This is a genomic window from Janthinobacterium sp. GW821-FHT03A03 (assembly GCF_059421435.1).
The window spans coordinates 92,462-116,518 of the sequence record NZ_JBWKUZ010000015.1; the positions used below are offsets into that span (position 1 = coordinate 92,462).

Annotated in this window: 22 protein-coding genes; 11 read left to right on the forward strand and 11 right to left on the reverse strand. The window is 63.3% G+C overall.

Annotated elements, in window-relative coordinates:
* Positions 1-24 precede the first annotated feature (24 nt).
* Together AC07VI_RS22115 and AC07VI_RS22120 are read left to right on the forward strand one after the other, a co-directional pair.
* On the forward strand, positions 25-795 hold the full coding sequence (locus tag AC07VI_RS22115) for a DUF1700 domain-containing protein (RefSeq protein WP_086145518.1): 771 nt from the start codon (positions 25-27) through the stop codon (positions 793-795).
* Positions 796-805: 10 nt separating this feature from the next.
* The gene (locus AC07VI_RS22120; RefSeq protein WP_086145486.1) at positions 806-1,612 is read left to right on the forward strand and encodes a head GIN domain-containing protein; all 807 of its coding nucleotides are present in this window, start codon (positions 806-808) and stop codon (positions 1,610-1,612) included.
* Positions 1,613-1,780: 168 nt separating this feature from the next.
* Here AC07VI_RS22120 and AC07VI_RS22125 read toward each other — a convergent pair whose 3' ends face one another.
* Positions 1,781-3,022 (reverse strand): TIGR03862 family flavoprotein, encoded by a 1,242-nt coding sequence (locus AC07VI_RS22125; RefSeq protein ID WP_492993971.1) that lies wholly within the window; start codon positions 3,020-3,022, stop codon positions 1,781-1,783.
* Positions 3,023-3,187: 165 nt separating this feature from the next.
* Between AC07VI_RS22125 and AC07VI_RS22130 the strand changes: the two genes are divergently transcribed.
* Positions 3,188-3,421 (forward strand): hypothetical protein, encoded by a 234-nt coding sequence (locus tag AC07VI_RS22130; RefSeq protein WP_492993969.1) that lies wholly within the window; start codon positions 3,188-3,190, stop codon positions 3,419-3,421.
* 47 nt (positions 3,422-3,468) lie between these two features.
* Here AC07VI_RS22130 and moaD read toward each other — a convergent pair whose 3' ends face one another.
* The 3 genes from moaD to thrC are packed head-to-tail and all read right to left on the reverse strand — an operon-like array spanning position 3,469 to position 6,441.
* Positions 3,469-3,723, reverse strand: a complete 255-nt coding sequence (gene moaD / locus AC07VI_RS22135; protein WP_086145483.1) for a molybdopterin converting factor subunit 1 — start codon at positions 3,721-3,723, stop codon at positions 3,469-3,471.
* Between the two features lie 10 nt (positions 3,724-3,733).
* Positions 3,734-4,960 (reverse strand): molybdopterin molybdotransferase MoeA, encoded by a 1,227-nt coding sequence (locus AC07VI_RS22140; protein WP_492993967.1) that lies wholly within the window; start codon positions 4,958-4,960, stop codon positions 3,734-3,736.
* Positions 4,960-6,441 (reverse strand): threonine synthase, encoded by a 1,482-nt coding sequence (gene thrC / locus AC07VI_RS22145; protein ID WP_099420720.1) that lies wholly within the window; start codon positions 6,439-6,441, stop codon positions 4,960-4,962. The genes AC07VI_RS22140 and thrC overlap by 1 nt, the downstream gene beginning before the upstream one ends.
* A gap of 298 nt (positions 6,442-6,739) precedes the next feature.
* Here thrC and AC07VI_RS22150 point away from each other — a divergent pair, with 298 nt between their 5' ends.
* Complete coding sequence (locus AC07VI_RS22150) at positions 6,740-7,480, forward strand: AAA family ATPase (RefSeq protein WP_172404725.1); 741 nt, start codon at positions 6,740-6,742, stop codon at positions 7,478-7,480.
* A gap of 226 nt (positions 7,481-7,706) precedes the next feature.
* Here AC07VI_RS22150 and AC07VI_RS22155 read toward each other — a convergent pair whose 3' ends face one another.
* Genes AC07VI_RS22155 through kbl form a run of 3 tightly spaced genes read right to left on the reverse strand, consistent with a single transcriptional unit; the run spans position 7,707 to position 11,399 of the window.
* Complete coding sequence (locus AC07VI_RS22155; protein WP_086145480.1) at positions 7,707-9,119, reverse strand: L-serine ammonia-lyase; 1,413 nt, start codon at positions 9,117-9,119, stop codon at positions 7,707-7,709.
* 47 nt (positions 9,120-9,166) lie between these two features.
* Positions 9,167-10,132 carry an NAD-dependent epimerase/dehydratase family protein gene (locus tag AC07VI_RS22160; RefSeq protein ID WP_086145479.1) on the reverse strand — a complete coding sequence of 322 codons (966 nt, stop codon included), beginning with the start codon at positions 10,130-10,132 and terminating at the stop codon, positions 9,167-9,169.
* A 40-nt stretch (positions 10,133-10,172) separates the two neighbouring features.
* Entirely contained in the window at positions 10,173-11,399 is a 1,227-nt protein-coding gene (gene kbl / locus AC07VI_RS22165) for a glycine C-acetyltransferase (protein ID WP_492993964.1), read from the reverse strand.
* A 222-nt stretch (positions 11,400-11,621) separates the two neighbouring features.
* On the opposite strand from kbl, the gene AC07VI_RS22170 reads away from it, so the two are divergent.
* From AC07VI_RS22170 to AC07VI_RS22195, 6 genes are all read left to right on the forward strand, one after another.
* On the forward strand, positions 11,622-12,197 hold the full coding sequence (locus AC07VI_RS22170) for a helix-turn-helix domain-containing protein (RefSeq protein WP_076568821.1): 576 nt from the start codon (positions 11,622-11,624) through the stop codon (positions 12,195-12,197).
* A gap of 169 nt (positions 12,198-12,366) precedes the next feature.
* Positions 12,367-13,293, forward strand: coding sequence for an STM4015 family protein (locus tag AC07VI_RS22175; protein ID WP_086145477.1), 927 nt, complete (start codon positions 12,367-12,369; stop codon positions 13,291-13,293).
* Positions 13,294-13,306: 13 nt separating this feature from the next.
* Complete coding sequence (locus AC07VI_RS22180; protein WP_492993961.1) at positions 13,307-14,395, forward strand: STM4014 family protein; 1,089 nt, start codon at positions 13,307-13,309, stop codon at positions 14,393-14,395.
* Positions 14,388-15,245 (forward strand): STM4013/SEN3800 family hydrolase, encoded by an 858-nt coding sequence (locus AC07VI_RS22185; protein WP_086145475.1) that lies wholly within the window; start codon positions 14,388-14,390, stop codon positions 15,243-15,245. The genes AC07VI_RS22180 and AC07VI_RS22185 overlap by 8 nt, the downstream gene beginning before the upstream one ends.
* Complete coding sequence (locus AC07VI_RS22190) at positions 15,242-16,621, forward strand: STM4012 family radical SAM protein (RefSeq protein ID WP_216356341.1); 1,380 nt, start codon at positions 15,242-15,244, stop codon at positions 16,619-16,621. Before AC07VI_RS22185 ends, AC07VI_RS22190 begins: the two co-directional genes overlap by 4 nt.
* Positions 16,615-17,487: an STM4011 family radical SAM protein gene (locus tag AC07VI_RS22195; protein ID WP_086145474.1), complete on the forward strand. Its 873-nt coding sequence runs from the start codon at positions 16,615-16,617 to the stop codon at positions 17,485-17,487. The genes AC07VI_RS22190 and AC07VI_RS22195 overlap by 7 nt, the downstream gene beginning before the upstream one ends.
* A 54-nt stretch (positions 17,488-17,541) precedes the next feature.
* Here AC07VI_RS22195 and AC07VI_RS22200 read toward each other — a convergent pair whose 3' ends face one another.
* Positions 17,542-18,546, reverse strand: coding sequence for a protein NO VEIN domain-containing protein (locus tag AC07VI_RS22200; protein ID WP_086145515.1), 1,005 nt, complete (start codon positions 18,544-18,546; stop codon positions 17,542-17,544).
* 172 nt (positions 18,547-18,718) lie between these two features.
* On the reverse strand, positions 18,719-20,902 hold the full coding sequence (locus AC07VI_RS22205) for a prolyl oligopeptidase family serine peptidase (protein WP_216356340.1): 2,184 nt from the start codon (positions 20,900-20,902) through the stop codon (positions 18,719-18,721).
* A gap of 336 nt (positions 20,903-21,238) precedes the next feature.
* Between AC07VI_RS22205 and AC07VI_RS22210 the strand changes: the two genes are divergently transcribed.
* Entirely contained in the window at positions 21,239-23,092 is a 1,854-nt protein-coding gene (locus AC07VI_RS22210; RefSeq protein WP_226935626.1) for a GGDEF domain-containing protein, read from the forward strand.
* Between the two features lie 18 nt (positions 23,093-23,110).
* Here AC07VI_RS22210 and AC07VI_RS22215 read toward each other — a convergent pair whose 3' ends face one another.
* Positions 23,111-23,551, reverse strand: a complete 441-nt coding sequence (locus AC07VI_RS22215; protein WP_492993957.1) for a DUF6386 family protein — start codon at positions 23,549-23,551, stop codon at positions 23,111-23,113.
* A gap of 8 nt (positions 23,552-23,559) precedes the next feature.
* Positions 23,560-24,036: a DUF4262 domain-containing protein gene (locus AC07VI_RS22220; RefSeq protein WP_086145471.1), complete on the reverse strand. Its 477-nt coding sequence runs from the start codon at positions 24,034-24,036 to the stop codon at positions 23,560-23,562.
* Positions 24,037-24,057: the final 21 nt, after the last annotated feature.

Genomic DNA, 24,057 nt, shown 5'->3' on the forward strand with positions numbered 1-24,057 from the left:
CGCCAGCGACCGGATACCATGACCATGCATAAACAAGACTATCTCGACGCGCTGCGGCGCGCGCTGGCGGGCTTGCCACCGGACCTGGTGGCCAAGACGCTCGATTACTACGAACAGACCTTCATCGAAGGCGCGGCGGCGGGCCGCAGCGAGCAGGAGATTGCCCAGGAGCTGGGCGACCCGAAAAAGATCGCCCTGACCTTGCGCAGCAACACCCACCGCCAGGCCTTCGAGCAGAAGAAAACCCCCGTCAACCTGCTGCGCCTGCTCGTCTCGCTGGTGGGCCTGGCCATCTTCAACCTCTTCATGGTGGTGCCGGCCGCCGTCTACGCGGCCCTGCTGGCCACCCTGTACGCCGTCGGCCTGAGCTTTTACCTGGCCGGCATCGCCATCACGGCCAGCGGCCTGTCCGGCGCCAACGAACTGGTGCTCGACGGCCCCCTGCGCCATATGCTGGTCCACGACGACGAGGGGGGCGAGCGGCGCGAAACGCGCATCACCATCGGCGACGCGGGCATCGAAGTGAATCATGTGCCCCTGCCCACCAGGGGCGACGCCGACGCGCCGGGCGCCTCATCGCGCGTGATGGAGCGGGCCGAAGCGCTGGCCGGCGGCGGCATCCGCATCTCGACGGACATGGACCGCGATGCGCGCACGACGCAAACCGTGTTCGGCATGGGCATGCTGCTGGGCGGCATCGCCATCTTCCTGCTCAGCCTGGTGGTCACGCGATACACCTTGATCGGCATCAAGCGCTACATCGCCATGAATATCTCCCTGCTCAAGGGTCACTAGAAAGGCTGCCATGAAACGCTTATTCAAAGTAGGCTTGTCCATGTTCCTGCTGGCCCTGGTGCTGATCGCCATGTCATATGCGGCGCTGCGCGCCAAGGGCATCAGCAGCCCCAGCAGCGCGGCGGGGCGCGCCGTGCGCAGCGATACCCGGCCCGTTTCCGCCAGCATCACCAGCATCGACCTGGCCGGCCCCATCGACCTGGTGCTGCGGCGCGGCGCCACGCCGTCGCTGAAAGTGAGCGGCGAGCAACGCCTGCTGTCGAACGTCGATACGACGCAGGACGGCACGACCCTGCATATCGGCCCGAAAGGCATGCTGTTCCACCACCGCCAGCCGCTGCAGGTGGAACTGGTGCTGCCGGCCCTCGTCCGCGTGGACGTACACGGCAATGGCGACAGCAAGATCACGGGTTTTTCCGGCGATAGTTTTATTTTGGAATTAATGGGTTCAGGCAACGTCAGCTTCACCGGACGCTACAAGCAGGTTGCCGCCACCGTCAACGGCAGTGGCGACCTCGACATCAATGCCGGCAACAGCGACAGCGTGGTGCTGGAAATGGTGGGTTCCGGCCGCCTGGCCGCCAGCGGCAACACGAAATTCCTGCGCGCCGACCTGAGCGGTTCGGGCGATATCGACGCCGAGCATCTGGCGGCCGACAAGGCCAGCGTCAGCCTGCAAGGCTCGGGCCAGAGCACCGTCTTCGTGCGCGACGCCGCCAACCTGACCCTGCGCGGCAGCGGCGACATCCACGTCCACGGCAACCCGCGCCAGCGCGATGCGCAAAAGAGCGGTTCAGGCGACATCATCTGGCATTGATGATGACGCAGCTCACAATCTACTGCGCGGCGTGACGTGCGGCTGGCGATGCTCGCTGCCTCGGCGGCCCCGTATTCAGTACAGCTGCGCTTCTCAGCCACAACTCGGGGCCGCTCGCTACGATTGTGAACAGCGTCGTGGCGCTAACGATCAAATGCTGTTGTAATTTCAAAAATTCCCGTCCAGCCAACTGACCGCCTGCTCGCCGGCCGCCTTGCCTTGCGCCAGGCAGGCCGTCAGCAGGTAGCCGCCCGTGGGCGCTTCCCAGTCCAGCATTTCCCCGGCCACGAACACGCCCGGCATGGCGCGCAGCATGCTGCCTTTGACGCCGTCGAAATCCACGCCGCCGGCGCTGCTGATGGCTTCATCGATGGGGCGCGGGCGCTTGAGCGTGACGGGCAGCAGCTTGATGGCGGCCGCCAGCCTGGCCTCGTCGGCGAAGTCGGCCGCGCTCAGGCATTCGCGCAGCAGGCCCGATTTCACCCCTTTGATGCCCAGCCGGCTTTGCAAATGGCTGGACATGGAGCGGGCGCCGCGCGGGCGCGTCACTTCCTCGAATACGCGCTCATGGCTGTGGTCTGGCGCCAGGTCGAGCCAGATGGTGGCGTGGCCGTCGCGCGCAATCTGCTCGCGCAGGGCGGCCGACAAGGCATAAACCAGGCTGCCCTCGACGCCGCCCGCCGTGATGACGAACTGGCCCTGGCGCTTGATCATGCAGCCATCGATGTCGCGCGCCGAAATGGCCACCGTCGCCAGCGGCTCGCCCGCATGGCGGCTGCTGAAATGCGCGCTCCAGTCCACGTCGAAGCCGCAATTGGCCGGCGCCAGCGCCTGCACGGCCACGCCCTGCCCTCGCAGCAGCGGCACCCAGGCGCCGTCGGAACCGAGGCGCGCCCAGCTGCCCCCGCCCAGCGCCAGGATCACGGCGTCAAAACGGCACAGACGCTCGCCGTCCGGCGTGGCGAAGGCCAGCAGGCCGTCCTGCCAGCCCGTCCAGCGGTGGCGCATGTGAAATTGCACGCCCGCTTCGCGCAAACGGTGCAGCCAGGCGCGCAGCAGGGGCGCCGCCTTCATGTCGGTCGGGAAGACGCGGTTCGACGAGCCGACGAAGGTATCGACGCCCAGGCCGTGCACCCAGTCGCGCACCTTTTGCGGGCCGAACTGGTCCAGCGCCGGCTTCACGCGGTGCGCCTGCCGGCCATAACGCGAGACGAAGGCCTGGTAGCCTTCCGCGTGCGTGATGTTCATGCCGCCGCGCCCCGCCAGCAGGAATTTGCGGCCGACGGACGGCATGGCGTCGAACAGTTCCACCCTCGCCCCCTGCTCGCTGGCCGCCTGGGCGGCCATCAGGCCGGCGGGGCCGCCGCCGATGACGGCGATGTGAAACGGAGGGGAACTGGAGTTGGTCATGGCAGGCTGGGAAGACGGTGAAAACCCCGGCATTTTAGTCGAGATTGGGCCGGACATGGCCCGCCGATGGCGATCTCGCCCAAAAATGAGGCATACTGCGCGGACGTGCCGCAGCGATCAGCGCTGCAACTTCACGCGACAACGCGACGACAAAAGGAGAAACACATGGGCGCAGGATTCTGGATTTCCCGCTATTTGCTGGCCAGCTCGATCTTATTCATCATCCTGACGGTGGTCGAATACAGCAAGGGCACGACCAGCCAGGCCGACATCCTCAGCGCTCTGGCCTGGTCGCTGGTGGCGTCGGCCATCTTCATCGGTTCGAAATACTGGCGCTACCGCAAGGCTGTCGCCTGTGCCGCCTGCGACGGGGACAAGCCGAAAACCAGGTCGCGATGAAAAAACGGCCACTTCGATGAAGTGGCCGTCTTGTTTGAAAAGCGGGATCAGCCGCCCGTCACGGGCGGGAAGAACGCCACCTCGTCGCCTTCAGCGATCACGGCATCGGCATCGCACATCACCTGGTTATGCGCCATGCGCAGCGCGCGGCCCTGCGCCAGCGCATGTTCCCAGTTGCCGCCGCGGGCGATCAGCAGGGTTCGCACCTCGCCCACCGTCAGCGGCCCGGCCACTTCCAGCACTTCCTGGGCCGTGCCCACCAGCTCGCGCACGCTGGCAAAAAAACGCAGATTGATCTTCATCAAGACTTCCTTAGTACAGCAATTCGTTAAACGGGATAAAGCGCAGCATGTCGCCGCGCGCAATCGACAGTCCCGGCGGGCAGTCGATCAAGCCGTCGCCCCACACGGTGGACGTCAGCACGCCCGAACTCTGGTTGGCGAACAGTTCCAGCGCGCCGTCCTCATTGACCTTGGCGCGCAAAAACTCGTTGCGCTTGTCCGCCTTCAGGCGCTCGAACGCGGCCGGCAGCTGGTAGCTGCGCGGCGCCAGATTGCCCGCCACGCCCTGCAGGCGCAGAATGAACGGGCGCACGAACAGTAAAAAGGTGACAAAGCTGGAGACAGGATTGCCGGGCAAGCCGACAAAGAAGGCGTCCCGTACTTCGCCGAAGGCCAGGGGTTTGCCCGGCTTGACGGCGATCTGCCACATGTTCAGCCGCCCTTCCGCTTCCACGGCCGGCTTGATATGGTCTTCCTCGCCCACGGACACGCCGCCCGAGGTGATGATCAGATCATTGCCCTGCGCCGCCTGGCGCAGCACGGCGCGCGTCGCTTCCAGGCTGTCGGGCACGATGCCCAGGTCCGTGATCTCGCAGCCGAGGTTTTCCAGCAGTCCCCGCAAGGTAAAGCGGTTCGAGTTGTAGACGGCGCCCGGCGCCAAAGGTTCACCCGGCATGGCCAGCTCGTCGCCCGTGAAAAACACGGCCACGCGCAGCTTGCGCAGCACGGGCACTTGCGCCAGGCCCACGGATGCGGCCAGGCCCATTTCCTGGCTGCGCAGGCGCCGGCCCGCGCCGAGGATGACGCCGCCGGCGCGGATATCCTCGCCCTGGCGGCGCACCCATTCGCCCGCCTGCGGCACGTGGTTGACCGTCACCACGCCGTCAAGCACGCTGCACTGCTCCTGCATCACGACGCAATCGGCGCCTTCGGGGATCAGCGCGCCCGTGAAGATGCGCGCCACCGTCCCCGGCTGCAGGGGCTGGCCCACGTGGCCGGCCGCGATGCGCTGCGACACGGGCAGGCTGGCCGCGCCGCTGGCGCAATCCTGCGCGCGCACGGCATAGCCATCCATCTGCGTGTTGTCGCGCTCGGGCACGTTCAGGGTCGACGTCTGCGCGGCCGCCAGCACGCGGCCGTTGGCGCGCATGGTGTCGACCAGCTCCACCTCGGCCACGGGGCGCGCCGCGCCCAGCATGAAAGCTTGCGCCTCGGCCACCGACAGCATGGGTTTGCGTACTGTGCTGGCGTCCGTCATCACAATCCCGTGTTCGAGGCGATATACGCCTTCATTTTTTCCACGTCCGTGCCCATCACAACAAACTTCTGCGGCAAGTCCTCGATGTTTTCGAAGCCGTTTGGCCGTTCCGCGTCCACGCCCAGCGCTTCGAGGATGGTTTCGTTGAACTTGGCCGCCAGCGCCGTTTCCAGCACGATCATCGGCACGTTCGGCTCCAGGTGCTCGCGCGCCACCTTGATGCCGTCGGCCGTGTGCGTGTCGATGGTGATGCCGTAGTCGTCGGCCACGTCGCGGATGGTGTCGAGGCGGTCCTGGTGCGTGGACTTGCCCGACTTGAAGCCATATCTGGCCACCAGCTTGAACTCGTCGCCGTCGCTGCCCGGCTTGCCGGACAAGTCGAAGCCGCCGTGCGTTTCCACTTTCGTGAACAGGGCGCGCACGCGCTCGCTGTCGCGGCCCACCAGGTCGTAGACGAAGCGCTCGAAGTTCGACGCCTTCGAGATATCCATCGACGGGCTGCTCGTATGGTAGGTCTCGGCCGACTTGCGCACGCGGTAGACGCCCGTGCGGAAGAATTCGTCGAGCACGTCGTTTTCATTCGTCGCCGCCACCAGTTTCGAGATCGGCAAGCCCATCATGCGGGCGATATGGCCGGCGCAGATATTGCCGAAGTTGCCAGACGGCACCGTAAACGACACTTTCTGCTCATTGCTGGTGGTGGCCGCCAGGTAGCCGCGGAAGTAGTACACGACCTGCGCCACGACGCGCGCCCAGTTGATGGAATTGACGGTGCCGATCTTCTGCTGCGCCTTGAACGGCAGGTCGTTCGACACAGCCTTGACCATATCCTGGCAGTCGTCGAACACGCCCTCGACGGCGATGTTGTAGATGTTCGGGTCTTGCAGGCTGAACATCTGCGCCGTCTGGAAGGCGCTCATTTTCTTGTGCGGCGACAACATGAAGACACGGATGCCCTGCTTGCCGCGCATCGCGTATTCGGCCGCGCTGCCCGTGTCGCCCGAGGTGGCGCCGAAGATATTGAGTTCGGCGCCCGTCTTGGCCAGCGTGTATTCGAACAGGTTGCCCAGCAGCTGCATGGCCATGTCCTTGAAGGCCAGCGTCGGGCCGTTCGACAGCGCCTGCAGCATCAAAGTGGTCGATCCGCCCTTGACGAGGTTTTCTTCGAGCACGCGCAGCGGCGTGATGTCGGCCGCGTTTTCGCCGGCGCGGGCGTTCTTGTAGACTGCCTTGGTATAGGTTTTCGCCGTCAGCGCCTTCAGGTCCGCGGCCGGGATATCGGTGGCGAACTTCTTCAGGATTTCGTAGGCCAGGTCGGCATACGACAATGTGCGCCAGGCGTTGAGCTCGGCACCGCTGACTTGCGGGTAGTGTTCAGGGAGATACAGTCCGCCATCGGGGGCCAGGCCGCCCAGGAGGATGTCGGAGAATTGCTGCGGATTCGATGGCGCTTTGTCAGCGCGGGTAGACACGTAATGCATAAATTTGAAGAGTCCAGTTGAGCTGAGTGCGGTTGATCATGAATGGCAGCGGATATTATAGTGCGAGGCGGCGCCCAAGGCGAATCCGTCGCGTCTGCCGCGCGGCTGCGCGAGCGGCGGGATGTGCGGCTGTTGTCAAATGGCACAGCCTGTCAAGGGGAAACCATTTCCAAATGGAAATAACCGGCACCGAAATCAAGCCCGGCGGCAAAGACAGGCGCGCCTACTGGCGCCCCTGCCCGATTTGCGCCACACTGGTGCTTGTCGGCCCGCCTGCGGGTCATTCATGGAAGCGCTCATGTCGCTGAGTAAAAAACCGTATCTGCAAAGCGCCACGCTGCGCCCCGATGCTGTCGTTGATCTGGATCACTATCCGTTCACCATTCCCGCTATCCGCGACTTCGTGCACATGGATTTCCACCGCGACGTGACGTTTTTCGTGGGCGAAAACGGCAGCGGCAAGTCGACCATGCTCGAAGCGCTGGCCGTGGGGCTGGGCTTCGGCAAGGATGGCGGCACGCGCAACGTGCGCATCGCCCTGCCGTCGGACGAGGAATCGGGCCTGCACGCGCACTTGCGCCTGAGCAAGAGCTACAAGAAGCCCGACGACAGCTATTTCCTGCGCGCCGAGAGCTTTTTCAATGTCGCCACCTATATGGACGACATGCCCGAATACCTGGAAAGCTATGGCGGCAAGTCGCTGCACGCGCAGTCGCACGGCGAAGCGTTCATGGCGACCCTGATCAACAAGCTGCGGGGCAAGGGCTTGTATCTGCTGGACGAACCCGAGGCGGCCCTGTCGCCCAGCCGCCAGCTGGCGGCATTGTCCGTGATCCACCAGCTGGTGCAGGACGACTCGCAGCTGATCATCGCCACCCATTCGCCGATCTTACTCGCCTACCCGAACGCGAAAATCCTCATGTTTACGGGCGGCGGCATCCACGAGGTGGCCTATGAAGACACGGAACACTACGCCGTGACGCGCGATTTTTTGAATAACTACCCGCGCAGGCTGGAGCAGTTGTTCGAGGAGGAGTGAGGTGGTGGCTGTCGGTTTACTGCTTTGCTTATGTCGGCTTACGCCCTGCGGGCTAAGCCGATCTACGCCGACGACACGATTTTAATGAGTCGCACGGGACGTCGCGGCGGCGCGAGAAACCGTAGCGAGCAAGCCCAATGTCGCGTTGAGTAGCGCAGCTGTACCAGGGTACAGCGAGCAACGCCAACGCGAGAGTGGGCTGCGCAGCAGGTTTATCGCGTCGCCCTCAACAAGCGGCGTGGTTGACGGTAATCACGTGCACGGCGAGCCCGCCCAAGGACGTTTCCTTGTACTTGTCCTGCATGTCCGCGCCCGTCTGGCGCATGGTTTCGATGACTTCGTCGAGGCTGACGAAGTGCGTGCCGTCGCCCTTCAACGCCAGCGAGGCGGCCGTAATCGCTTTCACTGCACCCATGCCGTTGCGCTCGATACAGGGGATTTGCACCAGGCCGCCGATGGGGTCGCAGGTCATGCCCAGGTGGTGCTCGATGCCGATTTCGGCCGCGTTTTCGATCTGCTCGTTCGTGCCGCCCAGGGCCGCCACCAGGCCGGCCGCCGCCATGGCGCAGGCCACGCCCACTTCGCCCTGGCAACCCACTTCGGCGCCCGAGATCGAGGCATTGCGTTTGCACAACATGCCGATGGCGGCCGCCGTCAGCATGAAGCGGCGCACGCCGCCGACCGGGTCGCTGGGGCGGCAATCCTGCGCGTAGTAGCGCAGCACGGCCGGGATGATGCCGGCGGCGCCATTCGTCGGGGCAGTGACCACGCGCCCGCCGGCCGCGTTTTCCTCGTTGACGGCCATCGCGTACAGGCTGACCAGGTGCACGGCGTCGTGCGGCAAGTCGTTGGCGCGGTTGTCCGACGCCTTCGCTTCCTGCGCCAATCGCCACAGCTTGGCGGCGCGGCGCTTGACGTTCAGGCCACCCGGCAGGTTGCCCGTCGTTTCCAGGCCGTGCGCGATGCAGTCGCGCATGACGTGCCAGATGCGGTCCAGGCCTTCATCGAGTTCCGCCTCGCTGCGCTTGACGCACTCGTTGGCGCGCAGCATTTCAGGGATCGACAGACCGCTTTCCACGCCATGCGCCAGCAACTGCTCCATGGTGTCGAAGGGGAAGACGACCCGCGCGCTGGCCGCCGGTTCCACGTCCGCGCCCGCCTGCGCCGCAGTTTGAACTTCTTCCGCTTCGCGGATAAAACCGCCGCCGATCGAGTAATACACCTTGTCGACGCGGCTGCCATCAAGCAGTTTCAACGTAAAGCGCATGCCGTTCGGGTGCTCGGGCAAGGATGCGCTTTTATGCCAGATCAAGCCCGTGGCGGCCGTAAACGGCACCACGCGCGTGCCCAGCAGCGCGATCTCGCCGGCCGCCTCGATGGCGGCCAGCTTGCTGTCGACTTCGTCGGGCGCCACGTCCTGCGGCGTTTCGCCCATCAGGCCCAGAATGACGGCCTTGTCCGTGGCATGGCCCACGCCCGTCAGCGCCAGCGAGCCATACAGGGCCGCCTCGACGCCCACCACCTGGTCCAGCGGACCGTATTCGACCAGAAAACGCCGCGCCGCCACCATCGGCCCCACGGTGTGGGAACTCGACGGCCCGATGCCGATTTTAAACAGGTCGAATACGCTCATGTCCATATGGTGTCTCTTTATATTAGTATGTTTTTATCAATGTCCTGCGGACTTCAGGCCGCCTTGGCCGCCTGCCCCGCATCGACATGGGCCAGCATGTCGGTGACCATCTGCTCGACGCCGATCTGCGCCTTCCAGCCCCAGTCCGCGCTGGCCTTGCTGTCGTCCAGGCTTTGCGGCCAGCTGTCGGCGATGGCCTGGCGGCTGTCCGGCTTGTAGCTGATCTTGAAGTCCGGCACCATGCGCACGATGGCTTTCGCCAGCTGCTCGGGGTTGAACGACACGCCGGCCACATTGTAGGACGAACGGATCTTGATCGATGCCGCTGGCGCGTCCATCAGTTCGATGGTGGCGCGGATGGCGTCGGGCATGTAGATCATCGGCAACGTGGTGTTCGCATCGAGGAAGCAGTCATAGCGCTCGCCGCGCAAGGCCGCATGGAAGATGGCGATGGCGTAATCGGTGGTGCCGCCGCCCGGAGGCGATTTGTAGCTGATGATGCCCGGATAGCGGATGCTGCGCACGTCCACGCCATACTTGTTGAAGTAGTACTCGCACAGGCGCTCGCCGGCCAGCTTGCTGATGCCGTACATCGAGGTCGGGTCCATCACCGTCATTTGCGGGGTGTTCACTTGCGGCGTATTCGGGCCGAAGGCGGCGATCGACGATGGCCAGAAGATGCGCAGCGGCTTGCCCGCTTCGCCCCGCTCGCGCGCCAGTTCCAGGATATTGAGCAAGCCGTCCATGTTCAGGCTCCACGCCTTCAGCGGGGCCGCCTCGCCCGTGGCCGACAGCATGGCCGCCAGCTGGTACACCTGGGTGATGTTCTCGTCGGCGATGATCCGCGCCAGGCCGTCCTTGTCCAGCACGTTCAGCTGCGCGTAGCGCTTGGCCTGGTACAGATTGTTCGTGCCGATGTCGCTGGCGATGACGTTGTCCGCGCCGTGCTGCAGCGCCAGCGCGCCCACCAGTTCACTGCCGATTTGGCCGTTTGCGCCGATAACTAAAATGCGTTCCATAGTCTTGTCCTGATATCTTGTAAGTTATTGTTATTTATTATTAATTACTGGCAGTGATCGTCGGCAGCAGGCCCAGTTCCTTGCCCGCCTGCTCGAAGGCGGCCAGCACCTGCACCAGCTGTGCGCGGGTGTGCGCGGCCGACAGCTGCACGCGGACCCTGGCCTGGCCCATCGGCACGACCGGGTAGAAGAAACCCGTCACCAGCACGCCCAGTTCATACAGGCGGGCGGCGAATTTCTGCGCCACGGGGGCATCGAACAGCATCACGGGAACGACAGGATGGGTGCCCGGCTTGATGGTAAAGCCAATGCGCTCGATCTCGCTGCGGAAGAAGGCCGTGTTGTCATGCAGGCGGTCGCGCAGTTCCGTCGACCTGGCCAGGCGCTCCAGCACCGACAGCGAAGCGCCGGCGATCGATGGCGCCAGCGTGTTGGAGAACAGGTAAGGACGCGATTTCTGGCGCAGGGTGTCGATGACTTCCTTGCGCGCCGAGGTAAAGCCGCCCATGGCGCCGCCCAGGGCCTTGCCCAGGGTGCCCGTGATGATGTCGATGCGGCCCATCACATTGTGGTGCTCGTGCGTGCCGCGGCCCGTCGCGCCCATGAAGCCGGAAGCGTGGCATTCGTCGATCATCACCAGCGCGCCGTACTTGTCGGCCAGGTCGCAGATCTTGTCGAGTTGCGCAATCGTGCCGTCCATCGAGAACACGCCGTCCGTGACGATGACTTTATGGCGCTTGCCGGCGGCAATGGCCGCCTGCAGCTGCACTTCCAGGTCGGCCATGTCGTTGTGGGCATAGCGGTAGCGGCCGGCCTTGCACAGGCGGATGCCGTCGATGATGGAAGCGTGGTTCAGCGCGTCGGAGATGATGGCGTCGTTTTCATCGAACAGCGGTTCGAACACGCCGCCGTTGGCGTCGAAGGCGGCCGCGTACAAAATCGTGTCTTCGGTGCCCAGGAAGGCGGAAATCGCCTGTTCCAGTTCTTTATGCACGGTTTGCGTGCCGCAGATAAAGCGCACGGACGACAGGCCGTAGCCGTATTTTTGCGTGGCGGCAATAGATGCTTCCTGCGTCTGCAGGTCGCCGGACAGGCCCAGGTAGTTATTCGCACACATATTGATCAGGGTACGGCCATCGTCGCACACCACTTCAGCGCCCTGGCGCGAGGCGATCACGCGCTCGGGCTTGTACAAGCCCTGCTGGCGCAGTTGATCAAGATTCTGTTGCAGACCGCTGAAAAAGGTGTTCTTCGCTTGCTCGCTCATGATATTCCTTGTGTCCCTGATGTAGGCGTGTGGTGTGCGTGTGGTTTCAGCCGCCATAGGGAAAAAGCCGCCGCTTGACCGGTGCGCGCACAATGCTGTACCGTGAAGCGCTGTTTGAAGTCTACACGTTTCCGTGTTTTTCCTCAAAATCCACTATTTCGAACTGAAATTCAATATAGTGGATATTACCCAAGCCTTTTGAACTTTGCAAGCTACCTGCCGATGAAAACCAGCGTTTCGACCAATTCTCCCCCTGAAGTGGGTGCCACACTGCAACGGCTGCGCCTGGCGCGCGGCCTGACACTCGAGGATTTGTCGCGCATCGCGGGCGTGTCGAAGTCCATGCTGTCGCAGATCGAGCGCGAAAAAGCCAATCCCACCATCGCCATCACCTGGCGCCTGGCCAACGCCCTGGGCGTGCAGATCGGCGAATTGCTGTCGAGCGCCGAAAAAGCCGTGGAAACCATCCGCATCACGGACGCCCACGAAACCCCCACGCTGCCCGGCGACCACGCGGGCTACGTGCTGCGCATCCTGGGACCGATGGAGCTGGCCGGCAAGTACGAATGGTATGAAGTGACCCTGGCGCCCGGTGGCGAACTGGCGTCGCAGCCGCACGATCCGGGCACCACCGAGCATTTGACGGTCATCCATGGCAACCTGGAACTGGAAGTGGGCACGGCGAAGAAAAAGGTCAAGAATGGCGGCACGGCGCGCTATCCGGCCGATTTGCCGCATATCATCCGCAATCTTGGAAAAACCGAGGGCAAGGCCCTGCTGGTGGTGATCCATCGCTAAGGCACGCCAGCAGTGCGCAATATGTCCATATGGCTATGCTAAGATTTTAGTATAGACAAGATTTCCAGGCCTGGATGTCTTCGCAGAGCGTCGCGGCACATCCCGGCTCGTCCCTGCGCCGCACTGCGCGCGGCATCCAGGCTTCCACTGTTTTTATGGAGCCCACGCGATGACCATTTCCGACAGCACCACCACCTTCCACAACAAGACAGTCGTCCAGTACGACCCGGACCTGCCCTTCGACGCCTCGCCCGGCATCGTCTACCGCCTGTCGCTCGAATACGACGACGAGCGCAAGATGGATGAACTGATCGCCGGCTTCCTCGCCAAGGCCGACAAGGGCGCGCTCGAAGCGCTGATCATCGGCATGTGGGGCGACCCGTACGAATCGGGCGCCGACGAGGTGATGGCCGCGCTGATCGCCCATGCCGCCGAACTGCCGAAGCTGCGCGCCCTGTTCATCGGCGACATGACGTACGAGGAATGCGAAATCTCGTGGATCGTGCAAGGCAGCTACAAGCCCCTGCTGGACGCCTTCCCGCTGCTGGAGGAATTGCGCATCCGCGGCGGCAATGAACTCGTCATCGAACCGTTCGCGCACCAGCACCTGCGCCGCTTTACCATCGAAGCGGGCGGCCTCGATCAAAAGATCGCCGAAGCGCTGGCGCAATCGAGCATGCCGCAGCTGGAACACCTGGAACTGTGGCTGGGCACGGACGACTATGGCTTCTCGGGCGATGTGGACCTGTACCGCAAGGTGCTGGCGCAGCTGACCGTGCCGACCTTGAAATATCTGGGCTTACGCGACGCGGAAATCGCCGACGACCTGGCCGTCTGGCTGGCCGAGGAACCGCTGGTGGCGCAGCTCGACACGCTGGACCTGTCGCTGGGCACCATTGGCGACCTGGGCGCCGTGGCCGTGCTCAATCACACGCAGCTGGGCAAATTGCAGCGCCTGGACCTGTCGCACCACTACATTTCCGAGGAAAACCAGGCGAAACTGAAGGCGCTGCCCTTCGAAGTGGTGCTGGACGACCCGCAGGAAGCCGATGAAGACGACGGCGAAAGCTACCGCTACGTGGCCGTCGGAGAATAAGCGGATTCACCCTTTGCACACGCATCTCACCCTGCTGGCGACACAGGGCAGCAAGCGCGTGCGCCTGATGCAGGCGGCGCGCGCGCAACTGCGCCTGCCGCCGGCGCAGGTGCTCGAATGGCGCGACTGGCTGGCGCAGCCGGCGCTGCTGCATGAAGCCTTGCGCCAGCCTGGCCTGCTGAAGATCGAGCCGCCCGGCGACGATGCCGCCGCTCACCTGCTCTTGCTGCAGGCGGGCTGCCGGCTGCTGGGCCGCCCGCCCGCGCGCGCGCCCGAACACGGCGAACTGCTGGCCATGGATGCGTGGTTTGCCGGCTTTACTTCCGCCATGACTGCCCTGGCGGCGCAACTGCTTGAGCTGCCGCACACGCGCGTGCTCAATGCGCCGGCCGACATCAGCCGCATGACGGACAAGCTGGCCTGCCAGCGCCACCTGACTGCGCACGGCATCGCCATTCCCACCTTGCTCGGCCCCGTGCACGGCTACGAGCATCTGCAGGCGCTGCTGCACGAGCATGACCTGGACCGCGTCTATTTGAAACCGCGCTATGGCTCGTCCGCGTCCGGCGTCGTCGCCTACCGGCGCAACCGGGCCGGGCGCCAGCAAGCCACCACCTCGGCCGCCTTGCAGCATGGGGACGGCCAGACGCGCTTGTTCAATGTCAAGCGCATGGCGCGCTACGAAGCGCGGCACGACATCGCGGCCCTCGTCGACGCGCTGGCCGCGCAGGAGCTGTACGCGGAAGCGTGGCTGAACAAGCCCCGCTGCGGCGACAGCCATTACGACCTGCGCGTCGTGACCGTGGCGGGCCAGCCCGCGCACCGCGTGGCGCGCATCGGACAGCAGATGATGACGAATCTGCACCTCGACAACCGGCGCGGCGACGCCTCCGGCCTCTTGAACGCAGCCGACCTGGCCGCGCTGGAACAAACCGCCGCCCAGGCCGCGCGCGCCTTCCCTGCCAGCCATGTGACGGGCTACGACCTCGTCGTGCGCCACGGCCAGGCCCATGTGCTGGAGGCGAACGCCTTCGGCGACCTGCTGCCCGGCCTGCTCTGGCAAGGCATCGATACTTACACTGCGCAACTGGCCCATGCTTAAAGAAACACCGATCATCCCCGACATGCACGCCGTCGTCGGCAGCCACGACATCGTCTTCCTCACGCTCGACACCCTGCGCTATGACGTGGCGCAAGCGCTGTACGAGGCGGGCGAATTGCCCGTGCTGGGGCGCTTTTTAGCACCGGGCGGCTGGGAGCGCCGCCACTCGCCCGCCACGTTCACGTATGCGGCGCACCAGGCCTTCTTCGCGGGCTTCTTGCCCACGCCGGCCGCGCCGGGCCGCCATCCGCGCCTGTTCGCTTCAGCCTTCGCCGGCAGCGAGACGACGTCGCCGCACACCTACGCCTTCGAGCAGGCGGACCTGCCTGCCGCGCTGGCCGCGCGCGGCTACCGCACCATCTGCATTGGCGGCGTGGGCTTCTTTAACAAACAGACGGCGCTAGGCTCCGTGCTGCCGTCGCTGTTCCAGGAAAGCCACTGGAGCGCCGGCATGGGCGTGGCCGGCCGCCATTCGACGCAAAAACAGGTAGCGCTGGCCATAGCCCGCCTGGCGGACGGCGCGCAGCGCACCTTCCTGTTCATCAATGTCAGCGCGCTGCACACGCCGAACCGCGCCTACCTGCCCGGCTGCCGTGCCGACAACCTGGATAGCCATGCGGCCGCCCTGCGCTATGTGGACGGCGCACTGGCGCCCTTGTTTGCCGCCTGCGCCGCGCGCGCGCCCACGTTTGCCATCGTCTGCTCGGACCACGGCAGCGCCTACGGCGAAGACGGCTACCGGGGCCACCGGGTCGCCCACGACAGCGTGTGGAATATCCCGTATGCGCACTTTTTCATTCAACCAGATTCGACAGCCTCAAAACAGCCACCCCAGGAATCCCCACCGTGAACCCATCCGAACAACCGGGCACCCTGGCGCAGCGCATGCGCCACACGCCCTACCAGGCGTATTCCTATTCGTATCCGCACAAGGCGGCCTACCGCGCCCTGCCGCAGGCGGCGCCGCTGGCGCCCCTGTGGGCGCGGCAGGACCGCTCCGCCCTCTTCGCCTACATCCATATTCCGTTCTGCGAGATGCGCTGCGGCTTTTGCAATCTGTTCGCCATGGCACGCCCCGGCGCCGACATGGTCGAGCGCTACGTGCGGCAAGTGCTGGTGCAGATGCGCGCCCTTGATGGCGCGCTGGGCGAGCGGCGCTTCGCCCGCTTCGCGCTGGGCGGCGGCACGCCCACCTATCTGTCGCCGGCGCAGCTCGATGCTTTGCTGTGCGGCGCGCGCGACATCCTCGGCATTGACCTGCAACAAACGCCGGCCGGCATCGAGGCGTCGCCCGAGACCATCACGGCGGAACGCCTTGCCGTATGCCGCGCGCACGGCATCGACCGCGTCAGCCTGGGCATCCAGAGCTTTGCCGCCGGCGAGATGCGCGCGCTGGCCCGTCCGCAGCAGAACGCCACCGTCCAGCACGCCATCGGCCTGATACGCGCGGCCGGCTTTCCCACCCTGAACCTGGACCTGATCTACGGCATCGCGGGGCAAACCGTCGCCAGCCTGCTGGCCTCCATCGACAGCGCGCTGGCCTTCCGGCCCGAGGAAATCTATCTGTATCCGCTGTACGTGCGCGAGCAGACGGGTCTTGGAAAAGTGGCGCGCCGCCAGGGCGCGCAGTCGCTGTCCCCCATCATGCTGGCGCAGGACGGCGACAGCCGCCTGGCCCTGTACGCGGCCGCGCGCGACCATTTGCGCGCCCGGGGCTACGAGCAGGTGTCGATGCGCATGTTCCGCGCCCCCCATGCGCCGGAGCAGGACGGTCCGTCGTACTGCTGCCAGAATGACGGCATGGTGGGCCTGGGCGCAGGCGCCCGCTCGTACACGGCCAGCCTCCATTACTCCAGTGAGTACGCCGTGGCGCGCCTTGACACCATCAACATCATCGACAACTACCTGGCACTCGACGAGGCGCGCTTCGCCCAGGCCGAACACGGCTACGTGCTCGGTGGCGGAGAACAGCGCCGTCGCTACGTGATCCAGTCGCTGCTGACGCAGCCAGGCCTGGACCGCGACGCCTACGCGGCCCGCTTCGGCAGCCGCTGCGAAGCGGACTTGCCCCAGCTGGCCGAGCTGCACGCGCTGGAACTGGTGGAGGAAGACGGCCCGCTGCTGCGCCTGAATGACCGGGGCTACAGCTACGCCGACACCATCGGCCCGTGGCTGGCCTCCGAGACGGTGCGCGCGCTGATGGCCGAAGGCGGCCAGGCGTGCTGACGGCGCAAGCGCCAACGCTGTCGCTGCTGTACCGGGGCACGCTTTCGAGCTGCAACTACGCCTGCGGCTACTGCCCGTTCGCCAAGAAGCGCGACAGCCGCGCCGCGCTGGCCCGCGACGCGCGCGAGGTGGCGCGTTTTACCGGCTGGGTGGCGGCGCAAGCGCGCCCCATCGGCGTGCTGTTTACGCCCTGGGGCGAGGCGCTGGTGCGGCGCCACTACCGGAGCGCGATGCAGACACTGGCGGCGCTGCCCCACGTGCGCCAGGTGGCGCTGCAAACGAATCTGTCCGGCCCATTGAACTGGCTGGAGAGCATGGACGGCCTGGAAAAGGTCGGCCTGTGGTGCACCTACCACCCGGACCAGACGACCTTGGCCCGCTTTCTCGACCGCTGCGCGAAGCTCGATGCCATGGGCGTGCGCTATTCCGTCGGCGTGGTGGCCATGAACGAACACCTGGACGCCATCGGCGCCCTGCGCGCGGCCTTGCCGGCCCACGTCTACCTGTGGCTGAACGCCTACGACCGCCGCGGCCCCGGCTATTACAGTGGGGAAGATCTGGCCTGGCTCGACGCCGTCGACCCGTGGTTCGCGCAAAACCGCCGCCCTTCGCCCTCGCGCAACAAACCGTGCCTGGCGGGCGAAGCGTCGCTGTCCGTCGATGGCGATGGCGAACTGGCGCGCTGCCACTTCGTGCCCGAGCGGCTGGGGAATTTATATGCGGATGACCTGGCCGACATGCTGCAGGAACGCGCCTGCCCGCGCTTCAAGTGCGACTGCTATATCGGCTATGCGCAGCGCAAAGATTTGCCGTTCCAGACGGTGTTTGGGGAGGGGGTATTGGCGAGAATTGCGCCGTTGCCGTGACCTGGCCCGCCCCAAAATGGCCATCAACTCGACCTTTAAACTTTAAAATATCGCTCAATTGCTTGGAACGGGAATAAACGTTCCTATGTATACATAGGGCGCCAAGTCAAATACCTTTGCCAGTTCAGCTGCATCATATACATTAATACCCGGTGTAGCTGACAATGCAGATGTGACCATCGCAAGACGCCAAGATGAATTGGACTGCAGCCCCTTTCTATGCTCATTTCTGGTAAGAAAGAACTGGGGCGAAGGACCGGCTGTCCCTTTGACCTCCACATGCAGATTCAACTTCCCCTTTGTAAAAGCGAAATCGTAACCACAAGGCAAGTGCGTGACGCGTTTGCATGTAAATCCCCGTTTCGCATAATATTCGATAACGACACGCTCCGCCGCCATCTCAACTTTTTTCCGATGTTCAGCTGTACCAAAACCTTTCAAGGGATCAGCAGCATCAAGCTCGGGATTGGGCAACTTTTCATCGTCAGGATTTTTGACCGCAAACGGAGCCAACTCCTTTATTCTGCTTTCGAGGAGATGAAGAACACGTTTCTTGCTTTCATTCGTATCGACGTCTGGCCCCGCCAAAAAAGAATATTTCCCCTGCCTTACGGTAGGATCAGAGAATGGCCTAGTTCGGTATTCTGGCGGAACAATATGCACGTTCTTACTGCTTATGCAATATGACCAATCGTAGCCTGGGCTTCCGGATTCACCGCGCTGGCTCATGACACCGGCAGGCGGTGCCAGCCATTCCCCATGTAATGTAGCATTCTCATACCAACCGACGATATGGATACCCTTATGTTTCGGATTTTTCGCCAGACAAATAACGGTCCAACCATCTGGATCATTATTTGAGGGGGTATATAGCTTATTTTGTGGCGGAACATAGCAGTAAAATCTTCCGTCGGGACCAGGATTAAAATTAAAAGCTTCATGTCCCGGCCCTCTTATCTTGCTATTTTTTTTGCCTTTTAGCCAACTAAAATTTCCATCAACTGGCTCGCCTCGATAATAGTCGGACCAACCAAATTTCACCCACAAAACTTTTTTCATTATTAAAATCACCCGTTAATTTTAAATTACTCATAAATTAACTCAATCATACTTTATTTATTTTAGAAACATCATCTCAGCAAGGAAATTATTGAAAGTAGAATAAAAAAAACGCGGGCCAACTGCGCCCGCGCTCTTTACCTTACAGCAAGTACAGCATTACTGCACCGATTTACTGCGCCGCCACCTTGGCCGGCTCAGCCGCCGTCACCGGCGCCATCTTCAGCGAACGGCTGAGGAAGCCCCAGCGGTCGGCCACTTCTTCGATCTGCTTGGTCGTCGGCTTGCCGGCGCCGTGGCCGGCCTTGCTGTCGATGCGGATCAGCACGGGTGCCGCGCCGCCTTGCGCTGCCTGGGCGGCGGCGGCGAACTTGAAGCTGTGGGCAGGCACGACGCGGTCGTCATGGTCGGCCGTCGTGATCATGGTGGCCGGATAGCAGCCGCCCGCCTTCAGGTTGTGCAGCGGCGAGTATTTCACCAGCGCCTTGAACTGTTCGGCATCGTCCGACGAACCATAGTCAGGCACCCAGCCCCAGCCCACGGTGAACTTGTGGAAACGCAACATGTCGAGCACGCCCACCTGCGGGATGGCCGCGGCGAACAGGTCCGGACGCTGCGTCATGGCCGCACCGACCAGCAGGCCGCCGTTGCTGCCGCCGCCGATCGCCAGCTTCGATGGCGAGGTGACCTTGTTGTCTACCAGCCATTGCGCCGCGCCGATGAAATCGTCGAAGACGTTTTGCTTGTTCAGCTTGGTGCCAGCCTGATGCCAGGCTTCGCCGTATTCTCCGCCGCCGCGCAGGTTGGCCATCACGTAGACGCCGCCCATTTCTACCCAGGCAAGATTTGCCACGGAGAAGCTCGGCGTCAGCGACACGTTGAAGCCGCCATAGCCGTACAGATAGGTCGGGTTGGAGCCGTCGAGCTTCATGCCTTTTTTCGAGACGATGAACATCGGCACCTTGGTGCCGTCGCGGCTGGTGAAGAATTGCTGGCGCGTTTCAAAGGCATTCGGGTCGAAATCGACCTTCGGCTGGCGGTACACGCTGCTCTTGCCCGATTTCATGTCGTAGCGGTAGATGGTCGCCGGCGTCGTGAAGCTGGTGAACGAGTAAAACGTTTCCGTGTCGCCACGCTTGCCCGCGAAACCACCGGCCGAACCGATGCCCGGCAAGGCCACTTCGCGCACCAGCTTGCCATTCAGGTCGACGATCTTGATTTGCGTTTGCGCATCCTTCAAGTAATCGAGCACCAGCTGGTTGTTGATCAGGTTGACGGCAACCAGGGTTTCCGCCGCCTGCGGCACGATTTCCTTCCAGTCGGCGGGCGCAGGTTTGCGCGTATCGATGGCGATCACGCGCGATTTCGGCGCCTTGTTGTCCGTCTTGAAGAAGAACACGGGGCCGTCATTGTCGATGAACGAGTACGATGCGTCGAACGCTTCCAGCAAGCCGACGACCTTGGCGTTCTTCTGGCGCAAGTCCTTGTAGAAGATGCGGTTCTTGCGTTCCGTGCCCTGCGTGGCCGTGATGATCAGGTAATTGCCGTCATCGCTGACGGTGCTGCCGCCAAACGCCCATTCCTTCTGGTCGGGACGGTCGAAGACGAGCACGTCGTCGCTTTGCGGCGTGCCGATCTTGTGGAAATACAATTTCTGGAAGTAATTAATATCGGCCAGCTTGGTGGCTTCGTTCGGCGCGTCATAGCGGCTGTAGAAGAAACCGGTGTTGTCCTTGGTCCACGAGGCGCCCGAGAACTTGGCCCACTTGATGTGGTCCGTCAAATCCTTGCCCGATTCGATGTCGCGCACTTTCCACTCGTTCCAGTCGGAACCGGAGGCGGACGTGGCGTAGGCCAGGTATTTGCCGTTCGGGCTGATCGAGGTGCCGGCCAGCGCCACCGTGCCGTCGGTGGACAGGGTGTTCGGGTCCAGCAGCAAACGGGGCTCGTCCGTCAGCTTTTTCACCGTGTACAGCACGGCCTGGTTCTGCAAGCCGTCGTTACGGCTGTAGAAATAGCGGCCGCCCTGCTTCGTTGGCGTAGAGAAACGCTCATAGTTCCACAGCCGGGTCAGGCGCTGCTTGATCGCCGCGCGCTCGGGGATGGTGCCCAGGTACGATTGCGTCAGCTTGTTTTGCGCCGCCACCCACTCGCCCGTCTCGGCGCTGTTGGCGTCTTCCAGCCAGCGGTAAGGGTCGGCGATGGTGGTGCCGAAGTAGCTGTCTTGCTGGTCGACTTTTTTGCTCACAGGATAAGTCACGGGAGCGCCGTCGCCGGCCGGGCAGGATTGCGCCATGGCATTGCCACCGAAAGCGGCCAGCATGCTGAATATGAGGGTTGCACTACGTAATTGCATGGGTTGTTTGTCTCATTGTTGGATGTCGAGGAAAGCAGGCGGCTCTGCCAGACGCCGCGGCTGCCCATGTTGACTTTCGCCAAGAGAAATCATAGCGCGGATTGGCACTTTTAAAACACAGTTATCCGGCACAATTGCCATCTTTTATTTGGGTGATTCACGGACTAGACCGTGATAAATCGCGTTTTTGGCCGCTATCGGCAAACTGCGGACGATTGGCGGACAGGCAAGAAACATTGTCAAAAGCAAATACATTTCATCAAGCTGTCATATTTCATCTTTATTATCGGCAACATGTTCATGGCCCGTCCAGCGGCCATGCCCCCACGTCCTCCTATGCACACTCTCGCCCTCCCCACCGCCCCCGCCGCGCCGGCCGCCGCGCCGCCATCGAATGTGGCTTACCTGAAACCGCCCGCCGCCACGGGCATCGAGGGAACGGACGCGCTGCACGAGATCCTGGCCGAACGCAAGCTGAGCGCCCTGTTCCAGCCCATCATCCACATGCACAGCGGGGAAATCATCGGTTACGAAGGCTTGATACGGGGGCCGTCCGACAGTCCCCTGCATGCGCCGATGAATCTGTTCAAGGTGGCGCGCGCACACGACCTGACCCTGGAAGTGGAACACCTGTGCCGCCAGGTGGTGCTCGAGCGCTTTGCTGAACTGCAACTACCAGGAAAACTATTCCTCAACGTCAGCCCGGAATGTTTGTTGCTGCGCAATGCGCGCCATGGCGAAACCCTCGAATATATCGAGCACATCGGCATCAACCCGGACCGCGTCATCATCGAACTGACGGAAAACCAGCCCACGTATGACTACGAGCTGATGCGCGAAGCAGTGCTGCACTACCGCAACATGGGCTTCCAGATCGCCATCGACGACCTGGGCGAAGGCTTTTCCAGCCTGCGCCTGTGGTCGGAACTGCGGCCTGAGTACGTCAAGATCGACATGCATTTCATCCAGGGCATCAACAACGACCCCGTGAAGCTGCAATTCGTGCGCTCGATCCAGGAAATCGCGGAAAAATCGGGCACGCTGGTGATCGCCGAAGGCATCGAGGCGCAGACGGAATTGCTGGTGCTGCGCGACCTGGGCGTGGCCTTCGGCCAGGGCTATCATTTGGGACGGCCGAACATGGTGCCGGCGCGCGCGCTGCCCGCCGAAGTGGTGCAGGCGCTGGGGCGCAACGGCGTGGCCGTGTATCCGCAGCGCAGCAGCCTGGAAAAGAACGGCGCCACCATCCGCAAGCTGCTGAACAAGGTGGCGGCCGTCTCGCCGGACAGGAACAATAACGAGGTGTACGACATTTTCCTGAAGGAACCGAAGCTGATGATCATTCCCGTCGTCGACGACGGCGTGCCGCTGGGTCTGATCAGCCGCTTCGAAATGATCGATCACTTCGCCCGCCCCTACCAGCGCGAACTGTACGGCAGGAAATCGTGCAGCCTGTTCATGGACGCCAATCCCCTGATCGCCGACCACGAGACGAGCTTGCAGGAACTCAGCTACACCATGGTGCAGTCCGACGCCCACCACCTGTTCAACGGCTTCATCATCACCGAACACGGCCGCTACCTGGGCATGGGCACGGGACACGACCTGATGCGCGAAATCACGCAGATGCAGATCAACGCGGCCCGCTACGCCAACCCGCTGACGCAGCTGCCCGGCAACGTGCCCATCAACGAGCACATCGACCGCTTATTGCACAGCGGCAGCCGCTTCTGGGTCTGCTATTGCGACCTCGACCACTTCAAGCCCTTCAACGACGTGTACGGCTACCGCAAGGGCGACGACGTGATCCAGCTGACGGGAGAAATCCTCAGCGGCCATTGCGACCCCAACCGCGACTTCATCGGCCACATCGGCGGCGACGATTTCATGATCCTGTTCCAGAGCGAGGACTGGGAAGCGCGCTGCCAGGCCATGCTGGAGCGCTTTGCCGCCGCCATCCTCGCCTATTACAGCACGGGCGACTGCGAACGGGGCGGCTACATCAGCGAAGACCGGCAGGGCAAGAAAGTGTTTTATTCACTGATCAGCCTGTCGCTGGGCGTGATCAAGGTCGAGGCGCACCAGTACTACACGCACCACCAGATCGCCACGCAGGCGGCGGAAGCGAAGAAACAGGCAAAGAAAATCCACGGCAACAGCCTGTTCCTGGACCGGCGCCAGGGCCGGTAGCCGGCGGCGGAACGGGGATCAGATGCGCACGAGGCCGGCAAATGCATTGCGGCTGCGCGCATCGGGCAGGAATGCCAGGCTGATGCGCGCGCCGTCGCGCCGCGCCAGTATCCGGTAGCGGCCCGGGGGCAAGTCCATGAACAGGCCGCTACAGGCCGCGTCCGGCTCCAGGCCGCCGCCCGTGACGTCCTCGCCGGCGCCGATGAAGACGCGGCCCGAGACGACGGCGAGATGCACGCTCGCCTGCGGATCGGCCAGTCCGGCCAGCACCTCCAGCGCATACGCGCCGTTGCCGCCCAGATTGAAAAACGCCGCCTGGCCGGCGTTGACGGCCGCCAGTTCCGCGCAGGGGAGGCTCCACCAGTCGCAGTCATCGTCGAGCTTGTGGCGCAGGCAGGCAGGATCGAATACGCACAGGGTGGCCGTATCGGTAAAGAAAGTGAAGGCGACAGGCGCCATGGCCGGCATCAGTCCTGCCGCGGCGCCGGCCCCAGCAGCGGCTGGCTGGCCACGTACGCGGCGCTGGCTCCCGCATCCCACGGAAAATGGCCGTCGCGCGACGGCCAGACGATCTGGTACAAGGTAAAATCATTGCCCTGGTAATACCAGCGCGCATAGCCGACCCAGTCGCGGTAGCGCGCCTCGGGCACGCGCACGAACGCGCATGGGTGGCCCTCGAGCAGGGCGCCCGTGGTCTGCGTAAAATCCGCGATGGCGCCGCTGCGCGCGGCGTCGAGCGCCACGTCGACGATCTGCTGGGCCGTCGCCTGCGGCAAGCCCATGATGAGGAATTCGGGCAGGCCGAAGCTGTGGCAAGCGCCTATCGTGAACGTGTAGCCGGGCCCTTCTTCGTCGCCGCCGATATGTACGCAATGCCAGCCATATGTAGCGATGTCATCGATGACCTTTTGTTCAGATGCATCTTCGCCTGCCTGCCTCACCATGCTCCACCTTTCATTGTGCCG